We start from the raw sequence: 25,202 nt of genomic DNA, 5'->3' as shown, positions 1-25,202 counted from the left end.
ACTTTCAAAATATAATCTCACTTTCATTAAATTTCATATTTACTTTTGGTAATGGTGATTTGGTGGTATAATAAGCACTTTCTCCTTTATAATTTCCACGATAAACTCCATTAGGAATGCTAAATTTTCTAGTTGTATCAGGGAATTTTTCTATATATTGAGTTAAAAATTCTCTAAACACAGGAGCAGCCGTTCTAGCGCCACCTTCTGTATAACGCATAGGCTTGTTGTTATCATTTCCATACCAAATGATTGCTTCTATTTCAGGCGTAAGTCCACAAAACCAAGCATCAACACTTTTATTCGTTGTTCCTGTTTTTCCTGCTATTTCTATATCTTTTACTCTTGCATTACGCCCTGTGCCTTTTTCAACAACATTTCTCATCATATCTAAAACCAGAAAACTTTGCGCTTCATCGCTGACTTTACGCTCATTTGAGTTAAATTCCATGATGGTTTTACCGGTTTTATCCTGAACTTGTCTGATAATTTGAGGATCTTTAATCGTTCCATAGTTCCCAAACATGGTATAAAATTTCGAATACTCCAAAGGAGAAATACCAAAACTTCCCAATACGATTGATAAATTAGGCGGTATATCTTTAAATCCAAATTCCATTAGTTTAGAGTAAAGAACATCAAGCCCCATATCAAGTGCGAGATTAATGGTAGCTAAATTTCTTGATCTTGTTAAAGCTTCTTTTAAGGTAATTAAACCTAAAAATTTACCCCCTTCATTTTTAGGTTTCCAATCCTCATTATTACCCGCTCCACCTTCAAAAATTCTAGAAATATCAGCAATTTCACTCATAGGCGAATATCCTAAATTAATCGCCACTTGATACACAAAAGGTTTAAAAGAGCTTCCAGGTTGACGCATACTTTGAGTAGCACGGTTATAATTACTTTTTTCATAATCAACCCCACCTACCAAAGCTAAAACATCGCCACTTTGATGATTTACCACGACCATAGCTCCGTTTAAAGTGCTTAAATTTGCATCTTTATCGCGTTTTACTATCTCATCATAACCAAATTTCAAAGCATTCTGCGCCATATTTTGAACATCTAAGTCTATATTTAAAATGATTTTATATCCACCTGTTTTTAAGTCTTTGATATTAGGGCTTAATTGTTTAATCACTTCATCTACGACATAAGGAGCAGCATTTTGAGTAAGCGTGTCATCATAAACTTGCGGAATTTCTTTAATAGCTGTATCATAATCTGCTTTTGAAATCCAACCTAGATTATACATTCTTGAAATAACATTATTTGCTCTTGAGATGGAAAGATCTAAATGCTTTGTAGGATCATAACTGCTAGGTGCTTTTGGCATACCTACTAACATAGCAATCTCTTTAAGGCTTAATTCATTTAAATTTTTATGAAAATACCCCAAAGATGCGGTTTTTACTCCATAATACCCATGTCCAAAAAAGATAAAATTTAAATACCTTTCTAAAATTTGCTCTTTAGTTAAAATGGTTTCCATTTTATAAGCAAGCAAAGCTTCGCGAATTTTACGCGTAATAGTTCTTTCTGGGGTTAATTCTGTGTTTTTAATAAATTGCTGGGTAAGAGTGGAAGCTCCTTCCATGGTTTTTCCACCGCTTTTTATGATTTTTACAGCAGCTCTAAAAATGGCATCAATATTAACTCCATTATGTTCAAAAAAGCTTGTATCTTCTATAGCAACCAAAGCTTCTATAAGGCGTGGAGGAAGCTCTTCATAAGGAGCGTAAAAACGATGCTGTTCAAAAATATTAGCCACAAGCTTGCCATTTCTATCGTAAATTTGTGTTGTAAGAGGAGGTTTGTATTCTTTAAAAGTATAACCCTCAGTATCAGCACTTGTGAAAAGATAAGCCACATAAATAAATCCAGCTATAAACAAAAGAGTAAAAAATGAAAAAATATATTTTAATATTTTCATAAATAAGCCTTTAAAGTTTGGATATCAAGCCCTAAAGCAGTGCTTAGATTTCCTACTTGTTGGGTGATGAAATTTTGATGAAAACCCTCACACATAATACAACCCGCCTTGCCTTTATAAAGATCATTTTCTACATAATCTCTTAAAGCATTTTCATCAAAATTTTTAAAATAAAGCGTAGTTTTTGAAAGAGAAAAAACTCTTTTTTCAGGTTTTACAAGCAAAAAAGCCGATAAAATACTTGCATACTTTCCATTTTGCAAGGCAAGCATTTCATAAGCTTCTTTTTTATCCTTTGCTTTGGTAAGAATTTTTTCATCTATACAAACTATACTATCTGCAAAAAGCAAATTTTGGTTTTGAAAATCTTTGCCTAAAGCACTTAAAAATTGTCTTTCTTTTTCAAGAACTATTTTTTGAACATATAAAAAAGGTGAAATATTTTTATTTAAATTTTCATCATAATCAAAACTAACTTGCCTAAAATCAATCTTTGCGGTTTTAAGCAAGTTAGCTCTTGAAATGGAACTTGAAGCAAGAATTAACATTAAAGTGCTTTTTCTATCGTTTCTAAGCTTTGTTTTAAAGCTTCATTGATTTTGCTTAAATCTTTTCCACCTGCAGTAGCAAAATCATCTCTTCCGCCACCATTTCCACCTAAAATTTGCGCCGCTTCCTTAACCAAAGCTCCTGCTTTTAAAGGTGCATCTTTAACACCAGCTGCTAAAGTGATTTTTTCATCTTTTACTTGAATAAGTAAAATCACCGCTTTAGCAAATTTATTTTTAAAATCATCAATCATAGCTTTAATATCGCCATTATCTACGCGTTTTACGCAAATTTCAACACCTTGGATATTTTTAGAATCAAGCTCGGTTTTACTTGAATTTTTAAGCTCATTTTTTAAACTTAAAATTTCATTTTTAAGCTTTTTAACCCCGCTTAAAATATCATTATTTTTAAGTTCATCTTTTGCTTTAGAAAGTTCTTCAAATTGATTTTTTACAAATTCTAAAGCCGCTTTAGAAACCACAGCTTCAATGCGTCTAACTCCAGCACTCACACCGCTTTCTTTAACTATGTAAAAACTTCCTATTTGAGCAGTATTTTTAACATGGGTTCCTCCGCAAAGTTCCTTGCTTTCACCTAGAGTTAAAACACGCACATTGCCTTGGTATTTTTCATTAAACAATGCTATAGCACCGCTTTTTTTAGCTTCTTCTAAAGGCATATTTTCTAAGATAGCTTCGCTTGAGTTTATAATCATTTCATTGACTCTTTTTTCAATGCTTTCTAGCTCTTCTTTGCTTAAAGCTTTATGATGAGTAAAATCAAATCTTAGTTTATTGCTTTCAACTAAAGATCCTGCTTGGCTTACATGAGAACCTAAAATTTCTCTTAAAGCATGATGTAAAAGATGAGTAGCTGAGTGGTGGCGTGCGATTTGCTCTCTTTTTTCTGTATCGATTCTTGCATGAACTATATCGCCAACTTTTAGTTCTTCGCCTGCTTTTACAAAGCTAAGATTGAGATTAAAAAACTTTTGCGTATCTAAAACTTCACGCTTAGCTATAAATCCACTATCAGCACTTTGCCCCCCACTTGTTGCATAAAAAGGTGTGTTTTCAAGCATCACCCAACCCGCATCTTTAAGGGTGGAAACTTTTTTAAAATCTTCATCTAAAAGGGCTAAAATTTTACTTTCGCATTCTGCTTTTTCATAACCTACGAAATGATTTTCTCCAAATTTTTCAAGCAAGTTTTTAAAATCTCCGCTTGCAGTTTTATCTCCACTTCCTTTCCAAGAAGCTTTAGCGCGTGCTTTTTGCTCATTCATTAAAAGTTCAAATTTTTCTTCATCAACTTTAAGATTTTTTTCCCTTAACATATCAGCTGTTAAATCAAGCGGAAAACCATAAGTATCATAAAGTTTAAAGGCTACTTCTCCGCTAAAAATTTCTTTAGTGTTTTTAAGCTCTTCATTAAAAATTTCAATTCCATTTTCTATAGTGCTTAAAAATCTTTCTTCTTCAAGGCGAATTTGTTCTTTTATAAAGTCTTTTTTCTCATTAAGATAGGTATAATGTCCGCCCATTAAATCGCATACAACATCAACTAGTTTATACATAAAAGCTTGTTTAAAACCTAGCAAATATCCATGTCTTAAAGCACGACGCAAAATACGACGCAAAACATAGCCTCTGCCTTCTTTATCAAAACTTACCCCTTGCGCAAGTAAAAATACACTTGATCTTATATGATCAGCTATTACTCTAAAACTTGCTCCACTTTCATAAACATAAGTTTTATTACAAAGTTTTGAAATTTCATTGATGATTGGCATAAAAAGCGAGCTATCAAAATTGCTAAATTTACCTTCTTTAATTGCTGTTACTCTTTCAAGCCCCATTCCTGTATCAATGCTTGGCTTTGGCAGTGGGCTAAGCACTCCATCAGCGCTTCTTTCATATTGCATAAAAACAAGATTCCAGATTTCTAAAAATCTATCTCCATCTCCACCCATATAATCTTCGCTTGAGTTAAAATGCTCTTCTCCTTGATCGTAAAAAATCTCGCTGCAAGGACCACAAGGACCAGTATCGCCCATTTGCCAGAAGTTATCTTTATTACCAAATTTGTAAATTCTTTCTTTTTGAATGTGTTTTTGCCATAGATTAAAAGCTTCATCATCGTTTTCATGCACAGTTACATAAAGTCTATCTTTAGGTAGTTTTAAAACTTCAGTTACAAATTCCCAAGCATAAGCTATGGCTTGTTCTTTAAAATAATCTCCAAAGCTAAAATTCCCAAGCATTTCAAAAAAAGTATGATGGCGTGCGGTATATCCTACATTATCTAAATCATTGTGCTTTCCACCCGCTCTTATACAAGTTTGACAGCTTGTTTTGCGTGGAGGGTTTGGGCGTGGAATTTCTCCTGTAAATATACTTTTAAAAGGCACCATACCCGCATTGGTAAAAAGTAAAGTTGCATCATCAGGAACTAAAGGACTTGATGGGGTTATCTCATGTCCTTTTGATGCAAAAAAATCCAAATAAGCTTTTCTAATATCCATGAATTTTCCTAAAGAAATTTTTATAAAAACATATCATACCAAAATTACTTTAAATTAAGTAAAACTAAAATACAATAAACATTTTTATTTAATTTTATTTCTCTAAGGTTTTTTATGAATTTTATCAATCTTCAAGCCCAATATCTCACATACAAAGATGAAATCAATGCTGAAATTGAAAGTGTTTTATCGAGATCTTCTTTCATAGGCGGTGCAAAACTTAACGAATTTGAGCAAAATTTAGCTCATTTTTTAGGTGTTAAACACGCTATAGGTTGTTCAAGCGGAACCAGCGCTTTATATCTTGCCTTAAGAGCCTTAGATATTGGCAAAGATGATGAAGTTATAGTACCTAGTTTTACTTTTATAGCAACAGCTGAAGTTGTGGTCTTAGTAGGCGCAAAACCTGTTTTTGTAGATATAAATTTATCAAATTACAATCTTGATTTTGAAGCAGTACAAAAAGCAATAACTCCAAAAACTAAAGCTGTTATAGCAGTAAGTATGTTTGGACAAATGAGTGATTTAAGGGCTTTGGAAGAAATTTTAAAAGATAAAAATATCACTTTGATCGAAGATGGTGCACAAAGTTTTGGCGCAAGTTTCAAAGGAGAAAAATCCTGCTCTATAGCTAAAATTTCATGTACGAGCTTTTTTCCTTCGAAACCTTTGGGAGCTTATGGCGATGGTGGGGCTATTTTTTGCCATGATGATGAAATTGCTAAAAAAATAAGAATTTTACTCAATCACGGACAAACTCAGCGTTATAAACATGAATTTATAGGTATAAATGGACGCCTTGACACCTTGCAAGCGGCGATTTTAAATGTTAAGTTAAAATACCTAGAAAAAGAATTAGACAAAAGACAAAAATTAGCACAAATTTACAATGCAAATTTAAAAAACTGCCAAATTCCGCAAATTGATCCAAATGCTTTTAGCGCTTATGCACAATACAGTGTTTTAGTTGAAGATAGATCTAGTGTATTGCAAAAATTTGAAAAAGCTAATATACCTTATGCTATACACTATCCAACCCCTTTGCATAAACAACCTTGCTTTAGTGAGTTTTCAAATTTAGAACTTAAAAATTCAGAATATGCAAGCAAACACATCTTATCTTTGCCTTTTTCACCTTTTTTAAGTGAAGAAGAACAAGAGCAAGTTATTTGTATTTTTAAAGATTAATTCCATGAAAATAGGTATCATAGGCCTTGGAAAAATGGGGCAAAACCACTTAAATGAACTTAGCAAAAATTCTCATTTTAAGCTTAATGCACTTTTTGATCTTTGCAAAAATCCAAATCTAAATATTTTTGATGATATTTTTTATAATGATTTGAATAAATTTTTAAATCAAAATAATGATATTATCATCATAGCAACACCTACAAATTCACATTTAGCAATAGCAAAAAAAGTTTTTAAACAATGCAAATGCGTTTTAATCGAAAAGCCTTTAGCTCTAAATTTAAAAGAAATAGACGAAATTTCAAATTTAGCTAAAGAATACAGCATAAAAGTAGGCGTAGGTTTTTGTGAAAGATTTAATCCTGCGGTTTTAGCCCTAAAAAAAGAGCTTGAAAATGAAGAAATTATCAGCATTAACATACAAAGATTTTCACCCTACCCGCAAAGAATCAGCGATGTAGGGATTTTACAAGATTTGGCTGTACATGATCTTGATTTGCTTTGTTTTTTAAGTAAGCAAGAAATAACAAAAACCAATTTGCTTAAAAAATATACCCAAGATCAAACAAGAGAAAGTGAAAGCATTATTCTATGTGAGCTTGAAAAATGTATTGCTAGTATACATCAAAGTTGGAATAGCACACAAAAACTAAGAAAAATTCATCTTATTACTAAAAATCATTTTTATGAAGCCAATTTAAATGATTTTTCCTTATTAAAAGATGGAAATTTTATAGAACTTACTCAACAAAGTCCACTTTTTTCAGAACACGAAGCTTTGTTAAAACTTATCGATAATCAACCCAATCATCTAGCTAGCACAAGCGATGCTTACAAAGTTCAAGAAATTTTAGAAAGGTTTGCGTGAAATTAGTTTTATTTTTAAATATGGGCGGAGCTACAAATTTACAAGATTGTGAAGTTTTTTTAAAAAATATGTTTAATGATCCTTATATTTTAGGAATCAAAAATCGATTTTTAAGAAAATTTGTAGCGTGGATTATAACAAAGGCTCGCGTTAAAGCTATGCAAGAAAACTATAAAAAAATGGGCGGAAAATCTCCTTTAAACGAACTTACTCAAAGCCTATGTAACAAGCTTAATTTAAAACAAGATGAATTTAAATTTGATTTTGTAAATCTTTATGTGCCTCCTTTTGCCACAGAAATTTTGCAAAAATACACTTTAAATGAAAATGATGAAATCATTCTTTTTCCACTTTATCCGCACCATTCTTGTACCACAGTAACTTCATCTTTAGAAGTTCTGCAAAATGAAATTTCAAAGCAAAAAATTCAAGCAAAAGTAAAAACTATAGATATTTTTTACAAAAATGAACTTTATAATGAGATGATAATTTCGCACATTTTGGCTAAAAAAAATAAATTTGATGCCAAAATTTTGATTTTTTCAGCGCATTCTTTACCACAAAGCATTATTGATAAGGGCGATTTATACGAAAAGCATGTAAATAATCATGTAGAAATTTTAAAAGAAAAATTAAAAGATCATTTTGATGAATTTATTTTAGCTTATCAGTCCAAACTAGGCCCTGTAAAATGGCTTGAACCAAATACAAGCGATATTTTGGCAAATTTAAACGATAAAGCTTTGATTTATCCTATTTCTTTTTGTATAGATTGTTCTGAAACGATTTTTGAACTAGGTATGGAGTATAAACATTTAGCAAAATGTGATTATGATTTGATAAGTTGCTCTAATGATAGTGATGAATTTATGGAATTTATTTTAAAGTATTTATCTGATCTTAACCAAGAATGAATTTGAGACCCTTGTCTATCATTTTTTTAAAGATTAACAAGGACTTTTTGGTAAAAATTTAGCTGACTAAGCCAAAGTATAAGCTTTTTCTCCGCGCAAACTCACATCTAAGCCTTTTTGTTTTACTTCTTCTTTCACTCTTAAGTCTGCAAAGTAAGAAATGATCTTAAAAAATAATAAAGCTTATGAGAGCTGAAAAAACATACAAATCATAATAGCAAGAATTTGCTCTTTTAAAAGCTCTAAACTTCCACTGATATAAAATCTCGCCAAGTGCATTTTAAGCAATCACATTAGGATTTACTTTAGCACTTGCAAAAAGCCCTGTAGCAATTCCTCCCCAAACACCTCCGATTCCGTGTAAAGAAAAAGTATCTAAAGAATCAATCCTATTTGAGTTTGTATTTAATAAAACTCAAACCAAAATAACAAAATACAGAAGACAAAGCCCCTATAACAAGAGAAGCATAAAATCTACATAACCGCAACTACAAGCCCGCTAAGTCCACCTAAAATAGTTGGTTTTTATGGATGAGCCACTCAAGCACTACCCATTGTAAAGTAATGACACTAAAAACAATAAAGCAATTCATTATGGTATTGAGTGTATTTTTACTTCTTACCATACCCAAATAAAACATTGCCAAAGCTGGAGTCATAAGCAAAACTAGCAGAGTACACAATACAATAAAACTTGAATTTACCGCATTCGCTTACCTACCCTTTCTTACAAAATATAATTACAAGATAATTATATTTAAAATGATTTAAAAAATATTTTACTTCTCTATGATTCAAATTTACTAGCATTAAAATACAAATTTGGGCCAAGCTAAAAAACAACAAAGATAAAAAAGGATTATTGTAAGATGATGAAGAAAAAATTTGATTATTTAATAAAATTATCTAATATTAAAAAAGTAATTGCGCTTTAAAATGATCTAAAAGCTCTTCTTGAGCTTTTAAAATATCATCGGTATTTAACTCAAAATCAATCTTGTCTGGTTTTTTATAAGTTTTATCATAATATTCCAAAAGTATAATAATAAGCTTTTGCCATTCTTTTTTCTCATAACTTTGAAGCAATTCTTGGCGTAAATTTAAGCTGATATAAGGGCTGATTTTTTGCACACATTGTTGAAATTTTAAAGGAGTCATTTTTTCTTGATAAATTTTTTGTATTCTTTTAAGGCGATTTTCCAAAGAACAAAAACAATAAATTTTAAAAGCCTTTTGCATTTTTTCATAAAATTTCAAAGGTAAGATGATATCCCCTATTTTGCGACTTTCACTTTCTATGAAAGCAAAATTTTCTAAATTTTGCATATTGTGAAAAAGTTCTGCTTCAAAAGCTTTTTGCGTAGGTTGTTTTCCTAAAATATCACCAAAAGATGAGCCTAAATGATTTGCCATTTTTTCTAAATTTATAGCTTGTGGGAGTTGTTCTAAAAGCTCTGTTTTTCCACAGCCTGTATTGCCGCAAAGAGCAAAAAAATCAAAATTTATTTCATTTTCAAAATAACGCGTTACAAAAGTTCTATAAGCTTTAAAGCCACCTTTTAAACGCACCACTCTAAAACCAAGCTCACTTAAAATCACTGCGATAGATTTTGAACGCAAACCCCCACGAGAACAATAAATCCCCACCTTTTCTCCTATGCGAAAATTTTGAGTGATTTCTAATATATGTTTAGCGGTATTTTGACAAATATAACTCGCACCTCTAGCCTTGGCTAAAGCTTGATTTTTCTTATAAATCGTTCCTATTTCTTGATATTCTTCATCATTGAGTGCATAAAAATTTAAAGCTCCTATCAAATGAGAATGCAAAAATTCTCTAGGACTTCTTGCATCGATTAAAAGAGAGAAATTTTCTTTTTGAAATTCTGTAAATTCAACTTCACTAAGCATTTTTAAAAGCCAAAACAAGTTTTTGATAAACTTGCTCGATATTAGTGCCACAAACCCTAGTTTCTCCTATGGTTGTGATAAAATTTGTATCTCCTGCCCAGCGTGGCACTAGATGATAATGACAATGAAAAGCTATGCCAGCTCCTGCATCTTTGCTTAAATTCATACCGATATTGACCCCATTTGCATGGATTTGCTCTTTTAAAATTTTTACCCCCAAACGCACAAAATGGCTCATTTCTTGCCAAATTTCATCGCTTAAATTTTCTATATGCTCTTCATGTACATAAGGAATCACCATAAAATGCCCCGCAGAATAAGGATAGCGGTTCATCACTCCAAAACAATGCTTTGCTCTAAAAATCACACCTAATTCTTCATCACTTTTGATCTTATTGGCACAATCACAAAATGGACAAACAGTTTTTTCTTTTTCAAAATACTCACTCCGCCATGGTGCATACAAATATTGCATTTTCCCTCCTTAAAGCAAAGCTTTTAAAGCCTTTCCTTCATCTTCCTCACGCATAAAATATTCGCCGATTAAAAAAGCGTCAACGCCTAAATTTTGTAAATGATCTAAAAATTTTTTATTTTCTAAACCACTTTCTGCGATGATGATTTTTGAATTTGGGATCTGTGGGATAAGTTTTTCACACAAACTCATATCCATAGTAAAATCCTCTAAATTACGATGATTGATACCAATGATATCCGCTCCAGCAAAAATTGCCTTACTCAAATCCTCTTTATCATGAATTTCAACCAAAGCCTCAAGACCTAAATGTCTTGCAAACTCAAGCAGTTTTTTAAGCTCTTTCATGCTTAGCATTTTAGCGATTAATAATACAAAATCCGCCCCGTAAACCAAAGCTTCTAAAATTTGATACTCATCAAAGATAAAATCTTTTCTAAGTAAAGGAATTTGCGTATAACGGCGTATAAGACTTAAGTATTCTAAAGAACCTTTAAAAAAATGTGGCTCAGTCAAAACAGAAATCGCCGCAGCTTTGTTATTCTCATAATTTAAAGCAATACTTAAAGGATCAAAGTCTTTTCTAATGACTCCCTTGCTGGGACTTGCTTTTTTTACTTCTGCTATGATTTTAACTTCTTTTTCTACTCTTTTTAAAGCCTTAATCACATCTTTTGGAAAGAAAGGATTTGAAGCTAAAGAACGCCCTAACATATCATAAGGAAGTTTTAGTTTGCGTTCTTTTAAATCTTCTTTTGTTTTTTCAAAAATTTTATCCAATATCATGGTTTTATACACGCCTTTATCGCTTTTATATGAGCTTTGCTCTCATCAGAATTTGCAAATTCTTTATCATCTAATGTTTGTTTTAAAATTTCCCATGCTTGCTTACAATCGCCTAGTTTATAATACCCCCAAGCTAAAGAATCTAAATAATACAAATTCTGTGGATCTTTTTCTAAGGCAAGTTTCACAAGCTCTATGCCTTTTTTAACATCTAAATCGTAATCTATGAGCAAATATCCATAGTAGTTTAAATACAAAGCATTGCTATTTTTATCGATAGCCTGTTCGAATTTTTCTTTTACAGAATCAATAACTTTTGGAGTGATTTTTTTAGCTTCATTTGCAGCTTCAAATTCAAAAACTGCCGCTCGTAGAAGATATTCTTTATTTTTTGTTTTGTGATAAAGAGCTAAACTCATTTTTTTAGCATCATCAAAGCGTTTTAAATTCTGATACAAAGCGAGTTTAATATCATCATCTAAATCATACTGCAAAGAAATTTTTAAAGCTTCTTCTGTTTTGCTTTGAGAATTTAAAAGCTCAACCAAAGCCAATGCAAAACTTTTATTTTTGGTAAGTTGATAAAGCTCTTTATATATACTTTTTAAAGCTTCGATATTTTTTTCATCAAAATAAATTTTAGCAAGCAAAACGCAAGTTTTGAGAGTGCAACCATTAGTTTTTCTTGAAAATTCTAAAACATTTTTAATATTTAAAGTATCATTTAAAATCGCATAAATTCCTATGAGTTTAAATAAAATTTCTTCGTTTTGCACTTGATTATAAGCAGATCTATAGTACTTTGTGGCATTTTTTAAATCATTTTTTTTAACCAAAATATCACCATAAAGCTCTAAATTTCTAGGATCGCTATCTTTTTTTGTTAAAAGCTCTTTCATAAGTTTTTGAGCATTATTGATATCATTTGAATTTAAAGCATAAAGAGCACTAAGTCGCTTAAGATTGTCATTTTGATTTAAATAAGGCTTTGCTAGATTATTTAACTCTGCTTGCCTGTCAAGACTGTTTGCTAAAGTAAGTAAAAATGCATTTTCTAAAAAATGAGTATTATTGTAATCTTGATAAAGACTTAAAAATTCATCTCTGGCTTTTTTGTATTGTTTATAATACTCATAATTATAAGCCTTCATAACCCTTAAATCAAAATCATTGCTTTTATATTTTGTATAATCAGGATAAACAACATTGATTTTTGAACTTCCACAAGCTGCCAAAAAAAAGGCTGCTAAGACAAATAACAAATACCTATACATTCTTTTTCTAATTCCTTTTGATGTGTTTTAAAATATTCCCAAAATGGAAAAGTTCTGCATTGTTTTGGACGAAAATCATAGATACTGCAATTTCTTTTTTGGGTATCAAAAAAAATGCAAGCAAAGCCATCTTCAAATTCGACTTCCTTAAAACTCATTTTAAAACCCACTTTTCTCAAGTATTTTTCAGCAAATTCTTTGCTTTCTAAATTTAAATGCTTTCTTAATGCTTCTAATTCTTCCTTGTTTACAAAAATATTACCACTTTCTCCAGTACAACACTTTCCACCACATTTCTCACAAGCATTTTCATCAAAAGCATAAGAAAAATTTTTATCAAATATCATAACTTTTTAACCTAAATTTTAAGTGAATTTCTTGCATTTGTTTGCTTAAAATTTCATTTTCATATACAAAAAAAGGAGGTAAAATCTCACAAGGAGATTTTGAACCTTTTTTTACCTGTATCAAAACAAGTCTTGCTTTTTTGTTTGGATGTGTATGTACAAAGCAAAGCTTTGTTATTTTCATTTTCATATCTTTTAAAATAAAACAAATTTCATCTAAAGCTAAAGCTTCATAGCAAAAATACAAAGCACCATTTGACTTAAGCATAGAATTTGCTTTAGTTAAAAAGCTATGCAAGGGTAAAAATTCTTGAAATTTACTTATAGCTTTATGCTGATCTTCACTCTTGTAAGCTCCTTGTCTATAAAATGGAGGATTGCAAACTATGGAGTCAAATTTTTTTATGCTTTGAAATTGATTGAAATCATCATGAAAAATATCGCCTTGTATTTGGTTGGATTTTAAATTTTTTTCAATCAATTTTATATTTTCTTTTTGAATATCAATCAAAGATAAACTTAAATTTGCAATATTTTTTTTAAGTAAAATACCTATGATACCACAGCCTGCACCTACATCAAAAACAGCGCCTTTAATTCCTTGTTTTAAAATAAAATCGGCTAAAATTAAAGAATCACTATTGTAACGATATCCTTGTGATAATTGCGCTAGCGTAACCATATTTTAATGAGTTGGAATTTTAATGCGTTTTGGAGGTTGTTCTTTAAATATATTTTGTTCTTTTGTTATATTATTATCTTCTTTAAAATTTACTGGGCTTTGTGCTACCAAAAAAGAAATTACAAAAGTTATAAAAAAAGCAATTTTTATCATAATAACACCTCATAAAATAGTGTCCACGGCGAACACCTAACAATAACTATAAAATACCATAAAATATAAATTTTAAATATTTAAAATTTAATTTGGCTACAAAATGGCTACAAAAATTAAAATATAAAAATAGGTTTTTCTTTCTTTTCTATTTTTTCATTTAATATATCTGCAGTTTCAAAATTATACCATAAAGTTGGATTAATTGCATCTTTTGCTAATTCTTCAACTTCACTTCCATTTCCACCTTCATTATCAGAATCATCGCTTTGCTCATTTATCATACCAGGAGTATCTGCTGTAATGCTTTGAACAACATCAAAAATCTTACTAGCTCCACTTAGTAAATTTCCAATAATATTTAAAGTTGATTCAAAAGTTGTCATTTCTTGTGCTACTTGTGCTGTATTTTTTGTAAAATCTGCAGCTAAATTCCAATTATTAGCACCCCAAGCACCTAAAAAATTAACCAAACCCCAAACAGCATTAAGAATTGAAAATAATTTATTTCCAGTAAGTGAACCCACGGCTAAACCTAAGCTAATTCCTAGTGTGATGCCCGCAGCTACACCTTCGCTAACCCCTATCAATGTTCCTAGCCATGCACCTTGTCCGCCAATCCACCAAGTAGCTACAGCCAAAATAATAGTAACAATAGGTACTAAAAAGCTTAAAATTCCTTTGCTTGATTTTTCGTATACATAAAGATAATAAAAACTATCCCATAATGCAAACCATCTATCTCTACGCCCATAAGGCAAATTTGAACTTTTTCTATATAGTGGATATACGCTTGACGTAACACTTGTATCTTTTTTTCCAAAGCTTTTATTACTTGGATATGAATAAGCTATATAAGGTTCTTCATAACAAACTAAATTAAAACTATTATAAAAACATAAAGGAGTTGCATATTTGCATTTATAATTTTCTTTTATTGAGTTAAATACTTCAAAAAAAGATATCTTTTTGCTTGTTAAAGTATAATATATTTTACTCGGATCACTCTCTCTAGTTTTTTGTGCTTTCTCATATACATTATAGGTTATTTCTACTTTTTCGATTCTAAATATATTTTTATTTAATTCTTTAAAATCATTATAAAATTTTTCAACATCAATGCATAATTTTTTATAAGGTTTTCCAAAAGTTGGTTTAAATTCAACATTTTCTACTTTAATTTCTGGTATTTTAATATCATCAATACTAGGATATATCCATTCATTATTTTTTTGGATGGTTTGAGAAAAAATAACCACTTCTATATCATTTATAAGCATGTCATAATTTATATTTTCCAATGCCTTATTTAATATATCTTTGAAATTTATTTTTTCATCAATATAAAAAAATCCTTTTCCATTATATTTCCAAGCTTTTTCTTTTTCAAATAAAAGAGCTAAATTATTTGGAAAACCATAATAATACTGCATACCCCCTAAATTATAATTAGTTCTTATTTCGCAAATATCATGATATATTCCATTTTCACTACTAGGATCTCCTTGATAAGGTTTGTATGGATCTTGCCCTACGAAAAATTGGTTAAGTCCTAAATCATTATAGTTTTCCTTATTATAAGGTGCAGTGCTAGAACTTTTAATGTTATATTTTTTCACTATATACGAATTTTTAAATAGCGGATGGTTTATATTTTGAATTTGACTTCTACCTTTTCTTACAAGTTGTTTATGTAAAAGCTCAACATATTTATTTACCCCTATCATAGCATAGGTAAACCATTGTTTATATACTTCTTGTGTATCCAATTCTCCTATGTTTGATGGATAAGCAGGCTTAAGAGTATAATTTCTCATAAGCCTTTTTTCATCTATAAGCATTATGAAGACTTTTCTATATTTTCTATCTTTTCTTTAACAAGCTTCATAATTTCTTGTGGTATATCAAGACCACCGGTACAATATCCAAATTGAACACTCTGTGTAACTTTTGCAGCTTCTATTCTTAAATTATCATCTATCTGTGAAGTTTGTTTAGCTATTAATGCAGGTTTTGCTTTTTCTGTTTCTGTTTGAGCTCTTAAAAGTAAAGCTTTTTCAGCGTTAAGCTCGTTTTCATCGCCTTGTAAAATCATGGATAAAGCTGTATTTTGACTTTGAGCCACTATGGTTTGTCCAACACTTACCAACGCTTGTGCCAAGCTTTGAAATTGTTGGTCATTTCTTATAACATTATCGTTTCCAAATTGTTCTAAAAGCTTTTTAAATTCTCCAAATGGAGATTTTTCTGCTAAACTCATTTCTAAAATTTGCGGATAAATTTCTTTAAATGCTTCAAGTCTTTTGTTGTAATCAACATTTGTATTACTCATTATTTAGCTCCTTTATTTTGCTTATCTGAATTTCACACTGTTTGTATTTGTAAAAAAGCATAGAATAAGCATTTAAAATATCTAGTTCATTTTTTGCTATTGGCTTTTCAAGGGGGCTTAGTGTTAATAACTCTTGCGGAATTCTTACTTTTTGAATTTCTATTTTGGTTACTACTTGTTGAGTTTGCATCCCACAACCTATCAACGACATCGTTAAAAAGCTTGGTAATATTATTTTCATTGCTTTTATAAATGTATTCTTTAACATATTCTATCCTTTCTTTAACTTCGTTTTTTTGATTGTTTGCTTCATTGATTGCTTTTAATTCTGCTTTATGAATTTGCGTAAGTTCTTTTAGCCTTGCTTCGTTGTTTTTATTAATCTCTAAAGCTAAGGCTAAATCATTTTGACTTTTTTCTAATTTTGCCTTTGTGCTATCAAGTCTTAGATAAAAATATCCTGCTAAGATTGCCATTAAAGCTAAGGCGATATAAAGCTTTGCATTTCCAAATAAAAGATTTATCATATTTTGTTTTAGAAGTTTAAGTAAGGTTTTTGTATAATACCCCTAAGGGTTAGCCGTAGGTCTGACCCCCTATGGCTAAATTCCACCCGCGAAAGGTGGTGATATAAATGTCATACCAGAAGTTTATAATTATAATTATACTACTTTGTGTAATTATAGTCAAGGCTTATTAGCCTTGCCCCGCAAAAGCGGGGTGTAAACTTTAACCTACTTAAACTTTTATCTCCTTTCTATGCTAACTCATTTGTTATTTCTAATTTAATGTCTTCAAGATTTTTACCATACACCAAATCATAAAATTCTTTGCAAGCTTGTCTGCTTTGTCCTATGCTTTCGTTATTGTTATCTTTGGTAAGTCCTAGCAAAATACAACCTTCAGTATCTTTGTCAGTGTTTCCCCAGTGTATTAAAATGTGTCTTTCATAAGGCACTAAATCATTATAAACATTTAACATAGTGTCCTTATCGTTCCCTGTAATCTTTCTTAAAGTCGCTTCAAACCGACTTCCCGGATGTCTTTTTAAATTATAATTTCCTTCAGGTATTCTTAAATCTTTACCACTCTCTAAACCTTCTTTGTCTTCCTCTAAAGAAAAGCATTCAAAAAGAATATTATCATCATCATTTAAAACCTTAAATTTACCAATAACACAAGTATTAGCTATGTATCTTCTAATAATTTTTATTTTCATTATAATCCTTTGTTTAATTTCCTAATGCTATAAGCTTATTTTCTATTTGTCTAAATCTTTGTTCTAAATTGTCTCTAAACTCATCATAGATAAGTTTATTTTCTTGAATGTTAAAACTTATAGTAAGATCTGTATCTATTTCTTTACCATTTGGATTTAAAGAGTTAATTTCTTTAATTAGCACATCATCTATATAAATTTTAATATTTAGATTTTCACTAAAGAAAGATCCACCCACTCCTTTTCCCCATGGGGTGAATTTAAATTCTTTTATAGGTTTTGAAAGTTCACATTCTATAGTATAAAAAGGATTCTCTAATCCATCATTAGCTAAAAACACACTAATATTTTTTTCATCATACTCTCTAAAAGCATAGTATGGAGTATAGCGATTTCCATATTGATAAGCCCCATTTGAGGTAATTTTTACTTTTGCAAAAGAACTTAAACTCTCAGTATTAGCACTCTCTAAACTAAACTCAGCAGGTAAAGTACTAGCATGTTCATTTGCTGCTTTATTTAAAGTTTCATTTTCTATATTTGCTAATAAAAGATTATTATTAGAGTTATCTAAAAATTCTAAGCTATTAATTTTTAAATAATCATCATCTCCAACTAACTTAATTCCAAGTCTTGAAAGAGCTAAGGTTTTTAAAGGATAGGCAGAACTTGCTTGAATGGTTTTAAACTCTACTTTGAGTTTTTTACCATTAATAATTTGTAATTCTTTTAAATCAGAGTTTACATCCTTGCCTTTGTCTCCCTTGTCACCTTTATCTCCTTTTTCACCCTTTAATGAGGCTAAAAACTCATCTTCACTTTTATTTTCATTTCCAACTTGCTTTTTCCAAATCTCATAAGCACTTAACCCGTTTTCACCCTTATCACCTTTTAAACTTTCTTGATTTTCTAAAACAACTTTTAATACAACTTCTTTTAAACTCTCTTCATTGATATTTGCATTGATGCCAAGCTCTTCTAGCAAGGCTTCTAGTTTTTCTTTTAGCTCGCTTTCTTTTATGTAATCATTTAATATATTTTCAATAGTTTCGTTAATTAATTTTTTAACATCTTCTAAACTCAAATTACCATTTTTATAACTTAAAACTAATTCTTGTAAACTACTTATAATTTGATTTAAACTTTCATTTTGAGTATTTATAACCTGTTCTAAACTCATCTTATCCCCTTTATTAAACATTTGATCTGATGAAATAAATTACAAGAGTAATAAAAAACAAAAATCTTAAATTTATTTATTTCTTAAGCTTGCATTGCTTCTTTTAAAACAAGATCAGCTAGCCTATAATCATCTCTTGATTTTGCATTTATACACAAATAGTCATGGACAACACAAGCGCTAAAATACTCACTTTTAAAAGGTGGAAACAAAGACCAAAAAAGGCGTGGAATACTCGCTCCATCAGTTTTAAAACCTTGTGGTACAATGCCTTTGTAATTTGGCAAAATAAACTCATAATCTTGTATCACTTCAAATCTATCTTTATCATAAGGTTTTACACAAACCCTTTTTAATTCATTTTTCATTTTTATCGCCTTCTAATTTTAAATATTTGTTTGCTATATTTTTAAATTTTTCTATAAAAAGATTATAAAAGTCCATTTCTTTAATATCTTCTTTTTTCCTAATGCTTTGGACACTGATTAAAAATGCTAAAAACTCACCTATGGTTAAAAAGCTAAAAGAATAATCCACAAGATAGTAAAAAACACTGATTTGCTTAGCCATAATAGCTAAGATAAAAGGCACAAAAAACATTAAAGTTTTACTTAAAATATCTGTGATTAAAAAATTTCTAAAATTTTTTCTTAGAGCTAAAGTTTTAATCATAGAGGCTATACCTGAAAAGCTAAAAACAATGAGCAAAACAATAACTTGAGCTGTTTCTATTTTAAAATACGCTAAAAATTGATAAAAAAAAGCTAATATAGCACTGCCTGCAAATAAAATAACATTAGTGTTGTTTTCTAAGTTATTCATTCTTTACTCTCCCATGCAATTAAATTTAATTCTTCTAAAGATGTAGCATTTTTCACTTTATTTCTTAGTTCATCATTTTTAAAAATAATACTTTCAGTATATTTAGCGATACCAACCCCAAATTCTAAAAATTCTTCTTTGTTAAATGTAATGATTTTATTATCTTTATCAATCCAAGCAATATTTTCCAAAGGAGTATTATTGAGATTTGCTAACATTATCTCGCTAACTTTTCCGCTAATATTAATTTTTGCTTCCGTATCAATTTGAAATATAGTATTTTTAAAAGGCATAAACAAAAGCTTTTCTTCTTTTATAGCTTTTAGTTCTTCTAATTTTAATTCTTTTAACTCTTCTAATGCTTTTTATTTAATCTCATAAGAAATAATATAAAGATTATTTTCTTCATCATAAGTTTGAATTTGGCGAAGTTCTTCAATTTTTTCATTAAAACTTGGGATTTCTTCTTCTTTAACTTTAGCAAAACCAAGCTCTTTTAAAAGCTTATCATCGCAAGCACTTAAAAAATAAGTATCTTGTGCATCAATTTCACCTTCTTCGTTTTGTATTTTTACATCTTTTAAAAAAATATCATCATATTTTAAACTTTTATTTTTTAAATCATAAAACATATTTACCCTTTCTTAATTCCAGTATAATGTTAAATTTGCTCTTGGGTTTAATCTATTCCCATCATTTAAGTTCCAACCAGCACTTGCATTTGAACTACCGCTTTGCCAAGAACTTAGCATTATTTGTAAGTTGTTTATATTTCCAAAATTGAATTTTTTCTCTACTTTGATTTTTGCATTGGCAGTGTAATATTTACTTAAAGCATGCAATTCTACACTAGAGTTAAAATTGTTCCATGTGATATGCAAAGTATTTGCAGAAGTTTTATTAGACATATTTCCAGTCGTCCAAACTTCGCCTAACATAACCACTTCTTTATTATTAATATTTGATGGCAATACCACTGCTTGTTTATAAATCATGTCTAGCTTTAACATATAATTATAATTTGCAACCGAGCCTCCTAAAGATGGAGGTAAATTTAGTGCTATACCATTATTAGAAAGAAGGAGACAATTCATTTTAAGTCCTTACTAATCTTACATTATTCGAAGCTATGCAAAAATAAGCAAAAGTTTCAGTGCCACTAAATCCACTTTGAGCTATTCTAAATTTAAAAGGGGCATTAAAAGCTACTACATTTTGACAATTATTTATGGTTATTGTTCCGCTTTTTCCTACTCCTCCAAAATTAGCTATTCCTATGCTTGTTCCTGCATTTGCTGTTAAAATAAAATGTTGAGCTTGTCTTAAATCTAGATTTATACTGCCAGTTGTGCCAAGATTTTTAATTCCACCACCATAATCTACATACCATTTTCTAGTTAAGTGATTATCATTTGTTGGATTGGTTGGAGAAGTTAATGCCTGATTAAAAGTATTTGTGCCATTAAATATATTATCTCCATTTAAATTTGCTTTTGTATTTAAAGCGGTATCTACATAGATTTTATTTGTTAAATGGTTATCATTAGTTGGATCTACTTTTACTAAAATAGGATTAGCAAAAGTTTTATTTCCATTTATCTCTTCATCACCATTTAAACTTACTTTTGTATCTATAAGCGCTTCTAAAGTTTTAATAGTTATATCTAATACTTTTTGTGTAATTAGCTTTTTATCTTTTTCATTTTGCTCTAACTCATTGTTTTTGTCCTCTAAGTTTTGATTAGCTTCTTCAAGTTCTTTTTCAATTTCCTCTTTTTTGTTAATTAATTCACCAGCAATCTCTTTTTCAAGCTCAGCAATTTGATTTTCAAGTTCTTCTTTTCTCTCTTCAAGTTCGCTTGTATCAGCAGGTGGTTCTTGACTTAAAGCCTCATCGATTTGATTTTTAATTTCCTTTAATTCCTCATTTTTTTGCTTTAATTCATCATTATTGTTTAAAGCTTCTTCAATTTGCTTTTTTATCTCTTCAAGCTCTTGTTCTTTATCTTTTATACCTTGCTCTATATTTGCAATTTCATCTTTAATTCCATCATCTTTACCATCATCTTTCTCATTAAGCAAAGAAAGAAGATATTCAACATTAGCCTTAACACCACTTATATCATAGATTCTTGCTTGATTGTCAATCTCATCTATGCACTCACCTTTTTTAGTTTCAAGCTCATTAAGTCCTTGTTCTTTTGTTTGGATTATTTCATTAAGGCTTTGATCTTTTGTTTCATTTATTTTATTGAGTCCGTTTTCTTTTGCGCTCACAAGCTCATTTAAAAAATCTTGCTTATTCTCGTTTAAACTATGCAATTTTTCATTAAAAATAATACTAAACTCATTTTTCTTTGCTTGATAATTCGCATTAAAAATATGATTTAAGTTGTCAATCATAACTTTAGAAGTATCTACAAGAGTAGTAAATTCTTTCTTTTGAGTTTCAAAAACCTCTGTGACTTCATTTCTTTCATCACTTAAACCTTTGAGCATTTCTTCCATTTGTTTTATTGTTTCTTCAGCTAAAACTTTTAATTCTGTTTCATAAATTAACTTATCATTACCTAGTTCTTTTTTAGCAACTTCAGCTAACCTACCTAAATCTTCATTAGCTATCAAAGCTCTTTGATTAAACCTATCATAACTTTGCTCAAAATGTATTTTATACCCTTCACATTTTGCTGTAAGTTCATCAAATTTAACTAAAGCTTCATTTTTTACTTCATTTAAATTTTTTAATATTTCATTTTGTTTATCATTTAAAGAAGAGTAGATACTTTCAGACTGTGATTTTAAATCTCGTTCTAAATTTTCTATTTTACTTTTAAAATCTTTTATAATTTGGGAATAAGATGTTATATCATTTTCAAATTCTTTATATAAAGCTATAACTTCTCTTAAATCTTCTATATTTTGCTTGCTTTCTAAAAGTAGTTCATATGCACTAGCTATTTCTTTATATTTAACTCCAATATCAAATTTAATTTCTTCTAGCTTTTTAACACTATCTATCATTTCTTGATTTAATCTTTGGTTTTCAAAGAATATAGTGTTAATTTTATTTTTTATAATTTCGCTTGCTTCACTTACTACTAATTTTGCTTCATTTGCTAAATCTTTTACTTCTTTTTTAATACTTATTAATTCAGGTTTTATTTCTTTTAATTCATCAACATTTAAATGTAAGCTATCTACAATTTCTAAAGCATGATTAAGTTCACTTAAAATTTCATCTTTAATTTTTGTGTTCAAATCAAAATATTCTTTTACAAAATCTTTATTTTGTTTAATTTCATTAATATAATTATCTAAATTAAATTTTATTTCTTCATATTTCTGTATATCTTTTTTTAAATTCTCAAACTCTTCTGTATTATTTTCTAAAAAATCTTTAATGTTTTGTATTTCTTGTTTATTTAAAGAAAAATCTTCATACGCTTCTTTAATATAATCAAATTTTGCATTTACATTGTTGTATTTTTCACTTATATTTGAATATTTTTTATTAATATCATCATATTTGCTTAAAATATCATCATTTTTATCTACAATATCATTTTTAAATTTTAAACATTCATTTTTTAAAGATTCGCAAGCTTGTTTTAAGCCTACAACTTCATCAAGTCTTGTATTGTCTATTGCTTCTGAAATGCTGTTTATTCTAGCTAAAACTTGATTTATGATTTCAAGTTTTTCTCTACCTGTTTTTAATTCGTTTAAACTTGTTCCCATTTTTAACCTTCGTAATAATCACTGTCTTTAATTCTCTTTTCACAAAAGAAAAGCAGATCATCCATGGCTAAAAGCCATTTTTTATCATCTAAATAAGCTATAAAATCAGCACTATTTATACTTTGCACATAGTCTTTATAACTCAAAGCTCTATTAAATTTTTTTGTGAAATTACAATTACAACCATGTTCTTTCATCATCAAGCTCCTTGCCATCATTAGCTATATACTCATAAATTATCTTGTCGCATAATGCCAGAAAGTCTTTTTCTTCGCATCTTGTAATCAAATAACAAACATAATTAATCACAGCAAAACTAAGTGTTTCATCTATCATTAAATGTTCTTTTTCATTATCAAAATCAGGCTCATCAGGAATAATCAAAAAATGATTATTTCTAACTTGCCTAAAAACTTTTTCGCCTTGTTCTACATTTTTTAAAAGAACGCTAGGAACACATTTTGATAAAATATAATAAAATGCTTCCATAAAATAGGCTTTTAAAACTTCATCATCTTCTATCATTTTGTAAGAATTTTTAACTTTAGCGATAACGAGTTTTTTAGCCATAATACAAAGCATTACACACCTTTTGCTGCTTTTAAAACCGCTTTAGCCTTTGCATTATTTCCGCTAGTTAATCCCACTCCTATAGCAAAAGCATCAGCATTTCTTACTTCTAAAGTGCTTTGCGTATAAAATCTTTTTGCTTTTGCAGTAATATCAGTTGGAACATCTTCAATCATAGTAGGAATATAAAGCCCATGTTTCATATATTGAAAATCCCCAGCAATTAAAACATCACCCAAACCATATTTAGGGCTTAATAATCTATGCATATGGAAATTTACCGTTCCAAAATCTGTTTCAAGGCTCACTACTTGTCCTACTAGTTTTGTTTCATTGCCTAAAATTCTTGTAGCAAATTTGTTAATAGCTCCTTTTAAGTCAGCTCCTAAAAAGACATCTTTAGGCGTAACTCCGCTATTCCAAATGGTTTGCAAAATTTGATTGAGTTTATCTTCTGTTAGTTCTGTTGCAGTTCCACTCCAATCTCCTGTTTCATCAAAAGCTAATACATTTCCACGCTTTCCATCAGCAAAGCTATCTTTTCCTTTAGCGATATAATGAAAAAGTCCAGCCATTTCTCCACTTGTTGCTTCTTGCGCTTGAACATAATCTTTGAAAACTGATTTTTTTACATCACTATCTCTGTCTAGACCAAATAAAGCATATTCCATATCCATTTTATGTTCTTTGGTTTTTTTGCCGATTTGATACTCCATTTCATTGCCACCATATTGATTTGCTTTTAATAAAGCTTTTGATACCATGGCTTCGGTAATGAATATTTGAGTAGCATTTGTAGTTTTTTGAGCTGTGTTTTTTGTCTCACCTACAAATTTACTTAACTCTAAATTTGCATTCTTTTTTGGTTCTTCAAAAGTATCAGTAATCCAACTATGAGTTAAAGGATTTGTAACCTTTGAAGTGCCTATTTTATTTAGAATTGGTGTTTCAGTAGCTCCAATTTTAATAATCGTTTCATATATTGATTGTTTTAACTTAACATTTTCTGTTGCGGGTGGGGTATGTCCCATTGAAGGTAAAGCCATTTTTGAATTCTCCTTAGTTTAGTTTTAAGGATTTTTCCAAAAATGACTATTTCAAATATAGTGTGTTTTGAAATGAAATTAAATTTTTAAGTATTTTTTATGTATAATTTTATGGTTTTAAGGATATCTCTTTGAAGACTTTGTAAAAAGTTTGAAAGGAGGTTAAGATGAACGAAGTTATTATAATCTTAATGCTTTTAGTAGTCCTTATCGTAGCGATAAAGAGCTAGATAAGAACTAATCTTTTAATATAGTTAATGATATTTTAAAGAAACCCTGCTTAGTTTGTCCTTAAAACACTAAAAAGTCTTCAAAAAAAGCAGGGTGAAGACTTCAAATATTTATACTTTTATAAAGTTCTAAACATTCTAAGAAATCATTTTGCATTCTTAAAAGTAGTTTATTCTCTTTGTTTTCATCATCTTTTAAATCTTTTAACATTTTTTCTAGCTTTAAGGCATAATTTTTAAAAGTTTTAAAATCAAAGGCATATAAGCCATTTTTAGCCAATATACAATTTAATTTATCTTTAAAATTGTTTTTACTTTGTTCTAAATCATACTTTAAAGCTTTAATCTCATTCTCATATTTTTGCTTTTGCTGTGCTAATTGAGATTTGTAACCTAAGCTTTGTCTAAAAGCTAACTTATCGTGCTTCTCATATTCAATATTTCTTAGTCTT

General features: G+C 29.4%; 25 protein-coding genes and 4 pseudogenes. 3 read left to right on the top strand and 26 right to left on the bottom strand.

Annotation, left to right across the window (positions count from 1 at the left end; all coding sequences use genetic code 11):
* Positions 1–4 precede the first annotated feature (4 nt).
* The 3 genes from AJ930_RS07915 to alaS are packed head-to-tail and all read right to left on the bottom strand — an operon-like array spanning position 5 to position 5,012.
* Positions 5–1,936, bottom strand: a complete 1,932-nt coding sequence (locus AJ930_RS07915) for a penicillin-binding protein 1A (protein ID WP_070275136.1) — start codon at positions 1,934–1,936, stop codon at positions 5–7.
* A complete protein-coding gene (gene maf / locus AJ930_RS07910; protein WP_002938074.1) occupies positions 1,933–2,484 on the bottom strand; it encodes a septum formation inhibitor Maf in 552 nt (183 codons plus the stop codon). The genes AJ930_RS07915 and maf overlap by 4 nt, the downstream gene beginning before the upstream one ends.
* Complete coding sequence (gene alaS, locus AJ930_RS07905; RefSeq protein WP_070275135.1) at positions 2,484–5,012, bottom strand: alanine--tRNA ligase; 2,529 nt, start codon at positions 5,010–5,012, stop codon at positions 2,484–2,486. The genes maf and alaS overlap by 1 nt, the downstream gene beginning before the upstream one ends.
* 114 nt (positions 5,013–5,126) lie before the next feature.
* On the opposite strand from alaS, the gene AJ930_RS07900 reads away from it, so the two are divergent.
* The 3 genes from AJ930_RS07900 to hemH are packed head-to-tail and all read left to right on the top strand — an operon-like array spanning position 5,127 to position 7,985.
* Positions 5,127–6,200 (top strand): DegT/DnrJ/EryC1/StrS family aminotransferase, encoded by a 1,074-nt coding sequence (locus AJ930_RS07900; protein WP_070275134.1) that lies wholly within the window; start codon positions 5,127–5,129, stop codon positions 6,198–6,200.
* Positions 6,201–6,204: 4 nt separating this feature from the next.
* Positions 6,205–7,071, top strand: coding sequence for a Gfo/Idh/MocA family protein (locus AJ930_RS07895; RefSeq protein WP_052949756.1), 867 nt, complete (start codon positions 6,205–6,207; stop codon positions 7,069–7,071).
* Positions 7,068–7,985 (top strand): ferrochelatase, encoded by a 918-nt coding sequence (gene hemH, locus AJ930_RS07890; protein WP_070275133.1) that lies wholly within the window; start codon positions 7,068–7,070, stop codon positions 7,983–7,985. The genes AJ930_RS07895 and hemH overlap by 4 nt, the downstream gene beginning before the upstream one ends.
* Positions 7,986–8,051: 66 nt before the next feature.
* On the opposite strand, the pseudogene AJ930_RS10070 reads toward hemH, so the two are convergent.
* The 23 genes and pseudogenes from AJ930_RS10070 to AJ930_RS10585 form a co-directional block, all read right to left on the bottom strand.
* Positions 8,052–8,644, bottom strand: a pseudogene (locus AJ930_RS10070) (hypothetical protein).
* 253 nt (positions 8,645–8,897) lie between these two features.
* Entirely contained in the window at positions 8,898–9,896 is a 999-nt protein-coding gene (gene mnmH / locus AJ930_RS07885; protein ID WP_070240617.1) for a tRNA 2-selenouridine(34) synthase MnmH, read from the bottom strand.
* Positions 9,889–10,371: an HIT family protein gene (locus AJ930_RS07880; protein ID WP_070240575.1), complete on the bottom strand. Its 483-nt coding sequence runs from the start codon at positions 10,369–10,371 to the stop codon at positions 9,889–9,891. The genes mnmH and AJ930_RS07880 overlap by 8 nt, the downstream gene beginning before the upstream one ends.
* A 9-nt stretch (positions 10,372–10,380) precedes the next feature.
* The gene (gene trpC / locus AJ930_RS07875; RefSeq protein ID WP_070240576.1) at positions 10,381–11,157 is read right to left on the bottom strand and encodes an indole-3-glycerol phosphate synthase TrpC; all 777 of its coding nucleotides are present in this window, start codon (positions 11,155–11,157) and stop codon (positions 10,381–10,383) included.
* On the bottom strand, positions 11,154–12,431 hold the full coding sequence (locus AJ930_RS07870; protein WP_070240577.1) for a tetratricopeptide repeat protein: 1,278 nt from the start codon (positions 12,429–12,431) through the stop codon (positions 11,154–11,156). Before AJ930_RS07870 ends, trpC begins: the two co-directional genes overlap by 4 nt.
* On the bottom strand, positions 12,404–12,778 hold the full coding sequence (locus AJ930_RS07865) for a YkgJ family cysteine cluster protein (protein ID WP_002870978.1): 375 nt from the start codon (positions 12,776–12,778) through the stop codon (positions 12,404–12,406). Before AJ930_RS07865 ends, AJ930_RS07870 begins: the two co-directional genes overlap by 28 nt.
* Positions 12,768–13,460 (bottom strand): tRNA1(Val) (adenine(37)-N6)-methyltransferase, encoded by a 693-nt coding sequence (locus tag AJ930_RS07860; protein WP_070275132.1) that lies wholly within the window; start codon positions 13,458–13,460, stop codon positions 12,768–12,770. The genes AJ930_RS07865 and AJ930_RS07860 overlap by 11 nt, the downstream gene beginning before the upstream one ends.
* Before the next feature lie 3 nt (positions 13,461–13,463).
* Positions 13,464–13,613, bottom strand: coding sequence for a hypothetical protein (locus tag AJ930_RS07855; protein ID WP_004306029.1), 150 nt, complete (start codon positions 13,611–13,613; stop codon positions 13,464–13,466).
* Positions 13,614–13,729: 116 nt separating this feature from the next.
* Positions 13,730–15,454, bottom strand: a complete 1,725-nt coding sequence (locus tag AJ930_RS07850; protein ID WP_070275131.1) for a hypothetical protein — start codon at positions 15,452–15,454, stop codon at positions 13,730–13,732.
* Positions 15,454–15,945, bottom strand: a complete 492-nt coding sequence (locus AJ930_RS07845) for a hypothetical protein (protein WP_070275130.1) — start codon at positions 15,943–15,945, stop codon at positions 15,454–15,456. The genes AJ930_RS07850 and AJ930_RS07845 overlap by 1 nt, the downstream gene beginning before the upstream one ends.
* Positions 15,938–16,135: a hypothetical protein gene (locus tag AJ930_RS10065; protein WP_002781772.1), complete on the bottom strand. Its 198-nt coding sequence runs from the start codon at positions 16,133–16,135 to the stop codon at positions 15,938–15,940. The genes AJ930_RS07845 and AJ930_RS10065 overlap by 8 nt, the downstream gene beginning before the upstream one ends.
* Entirely contained in the window at positions 16,053–16,472 is a 420-nt protein-coding gene (locus AJ930_RS07840; RefSeq protein ID WP_044778778.1) for a hypothetical protein, read from the bottom strand. Before AJ930_RS07840 ends, AJ930_RS10065 begins: the two co-directional genes overlap by 83 nt.
* A gap of 230 nt (positions 16,473–16,702) precedes the next feature.
* Positions 16,703–17,164 carry a DUF5675 family protein gene (locus AJ930_RS07835; protein ID WP_070275129.1) on the bottom strand — a complete coding sequence of 154 codons (462 nt, stop codon included), beginning with the start codon at positions 17,162–17,164 and terminating at the stop codon, positions 16,703–16,705.
* A gap of 13 nt (positions 17,165–17,177) precedes the next feature.
* Complete coding sequence (locus AJ930_RS10595; RefSeq protein WP_070275128.1) at positions 17,178–18,344, bottom strand: hypothetical protein; 1,167 nt, start codon at positions 18,342–18,344, stop codon at positions 17,178–17,180.
* Positions 18,341–18,712 (bottom strand): annotated as a pseudogene (locus AJ930_RS07825) (DUF1353 domain-containing protein). Before AJ930_RS07825 ends, AJ930_RS10595 begins: the two are co-directional and overlap by 4 nt.
* Positions 18,702–19,166 (bottom strand): hypothetical protein, encoded by a 465-nt coding sequence (locus AJ930_RS07820; protein ID WP_002801917.1) that lies wholly within the window; start codon positions 19,164–19,166, stop codon positions 18,702–18,704. Before AJ930_RS07820 ends, AJ930_RS07825 begins: the two are co-directional and overlap by 11 nt.
* A pseudogene (locus AJ930_RS07815) lies at positions 19,163–19,798 on the bottom strand (DUF4376 domain-containing protein). The gene AJ930_RS07820 and the pseudogene AJ930_RS07815 overlap by 4 nt, the downstream one beginning before the upstream one ends.
* 12 nt (positions 19,799–19,810) lie before the next feature.
* Positions 19,811–20,260: a hypothetical protein gene (locus AJ930_RS07810; RefSeq protein ID WP_070275127.1), complete on the bottom strand. Its 450-nt coding sequence runs from the start codon at positions 20,258–20,260 to the stop codon at positions 19,811–19,813.
* Position 20,261: 1 nt separating this feature from the next.
* Positions 20,262–22,904 (bottom strand): hypothetical protein, encoded by a 2,643-nt coding sequence (locus tag AJ930_RS10590; RefSeq protein ID WP_070275126.1) that lies wholly within the window; start codon positions 22,902–22,904, stop codon positions 20,262–20,264.
* A gap of 2 nt (positions 22,905–22,906) precedes the next feature.
* Positions 22,907–23,101, bottom strand: a complete 195-nt coding sequence (locus AJ930_RS07800) for a hypothetical protein (protein WP_002799287.1) — start codon at positions 23,099–23,101, stop codon at positions 22,907–22,909.
* A complete protein-coding gene (locus tag AJ930_RS07795) occupies positions 23,082–23,486 on the bottom strand; it encodes a hypothetical protein (RefSeq protein ID WP_070252223.1) in 405 nt (134 codons plus the stop codon). Before AJ930_RS07795 ends, AJ930_RS07800 begins: the two co-directional genes overlap by 20 nt.
* Positions 23,486–24,520 carry an SU10 major capsid protein gene (locus tag AJ930_RS07790; protein ID WP_070275125.1) on the bottom strand — a complete coding sequence of 345 codons (1,035 nt, stop codon included), beginning with the start codon at positions 24,518–24,520 and terminating at the stop codon, positions 23,486–23,488. The genes AJ930_RS07795 and AJ930_RS07790 overlap by 1 nt, the downstream gene beginning before the upstream one ends.
* A 333-nt stretch (positions 24,521–24,853) precedes the next feature.
* Positions 24,854–25,202: pseudogene (locus tag AJ930_RS10585) on the bottom strand (Rha family transcriptional regulator); the annotation flags it as partial.

Source organism: Campylobacter sp. BCW_6871, from assembly GCF_001762325.1.
Classification (GTDB): domain Bacteria; phylum Campylobacterota; class Campylobacteria; order Campylobacterales; family Campylobacteraceae; genus Campylobacter_D; species Campylobacter_D jejuni.
The sequence above is the reverse complement of the archived record's forward strand: the minus strand, read 5'-3'. Positions and strand labels throughout refer to the sequence as shown.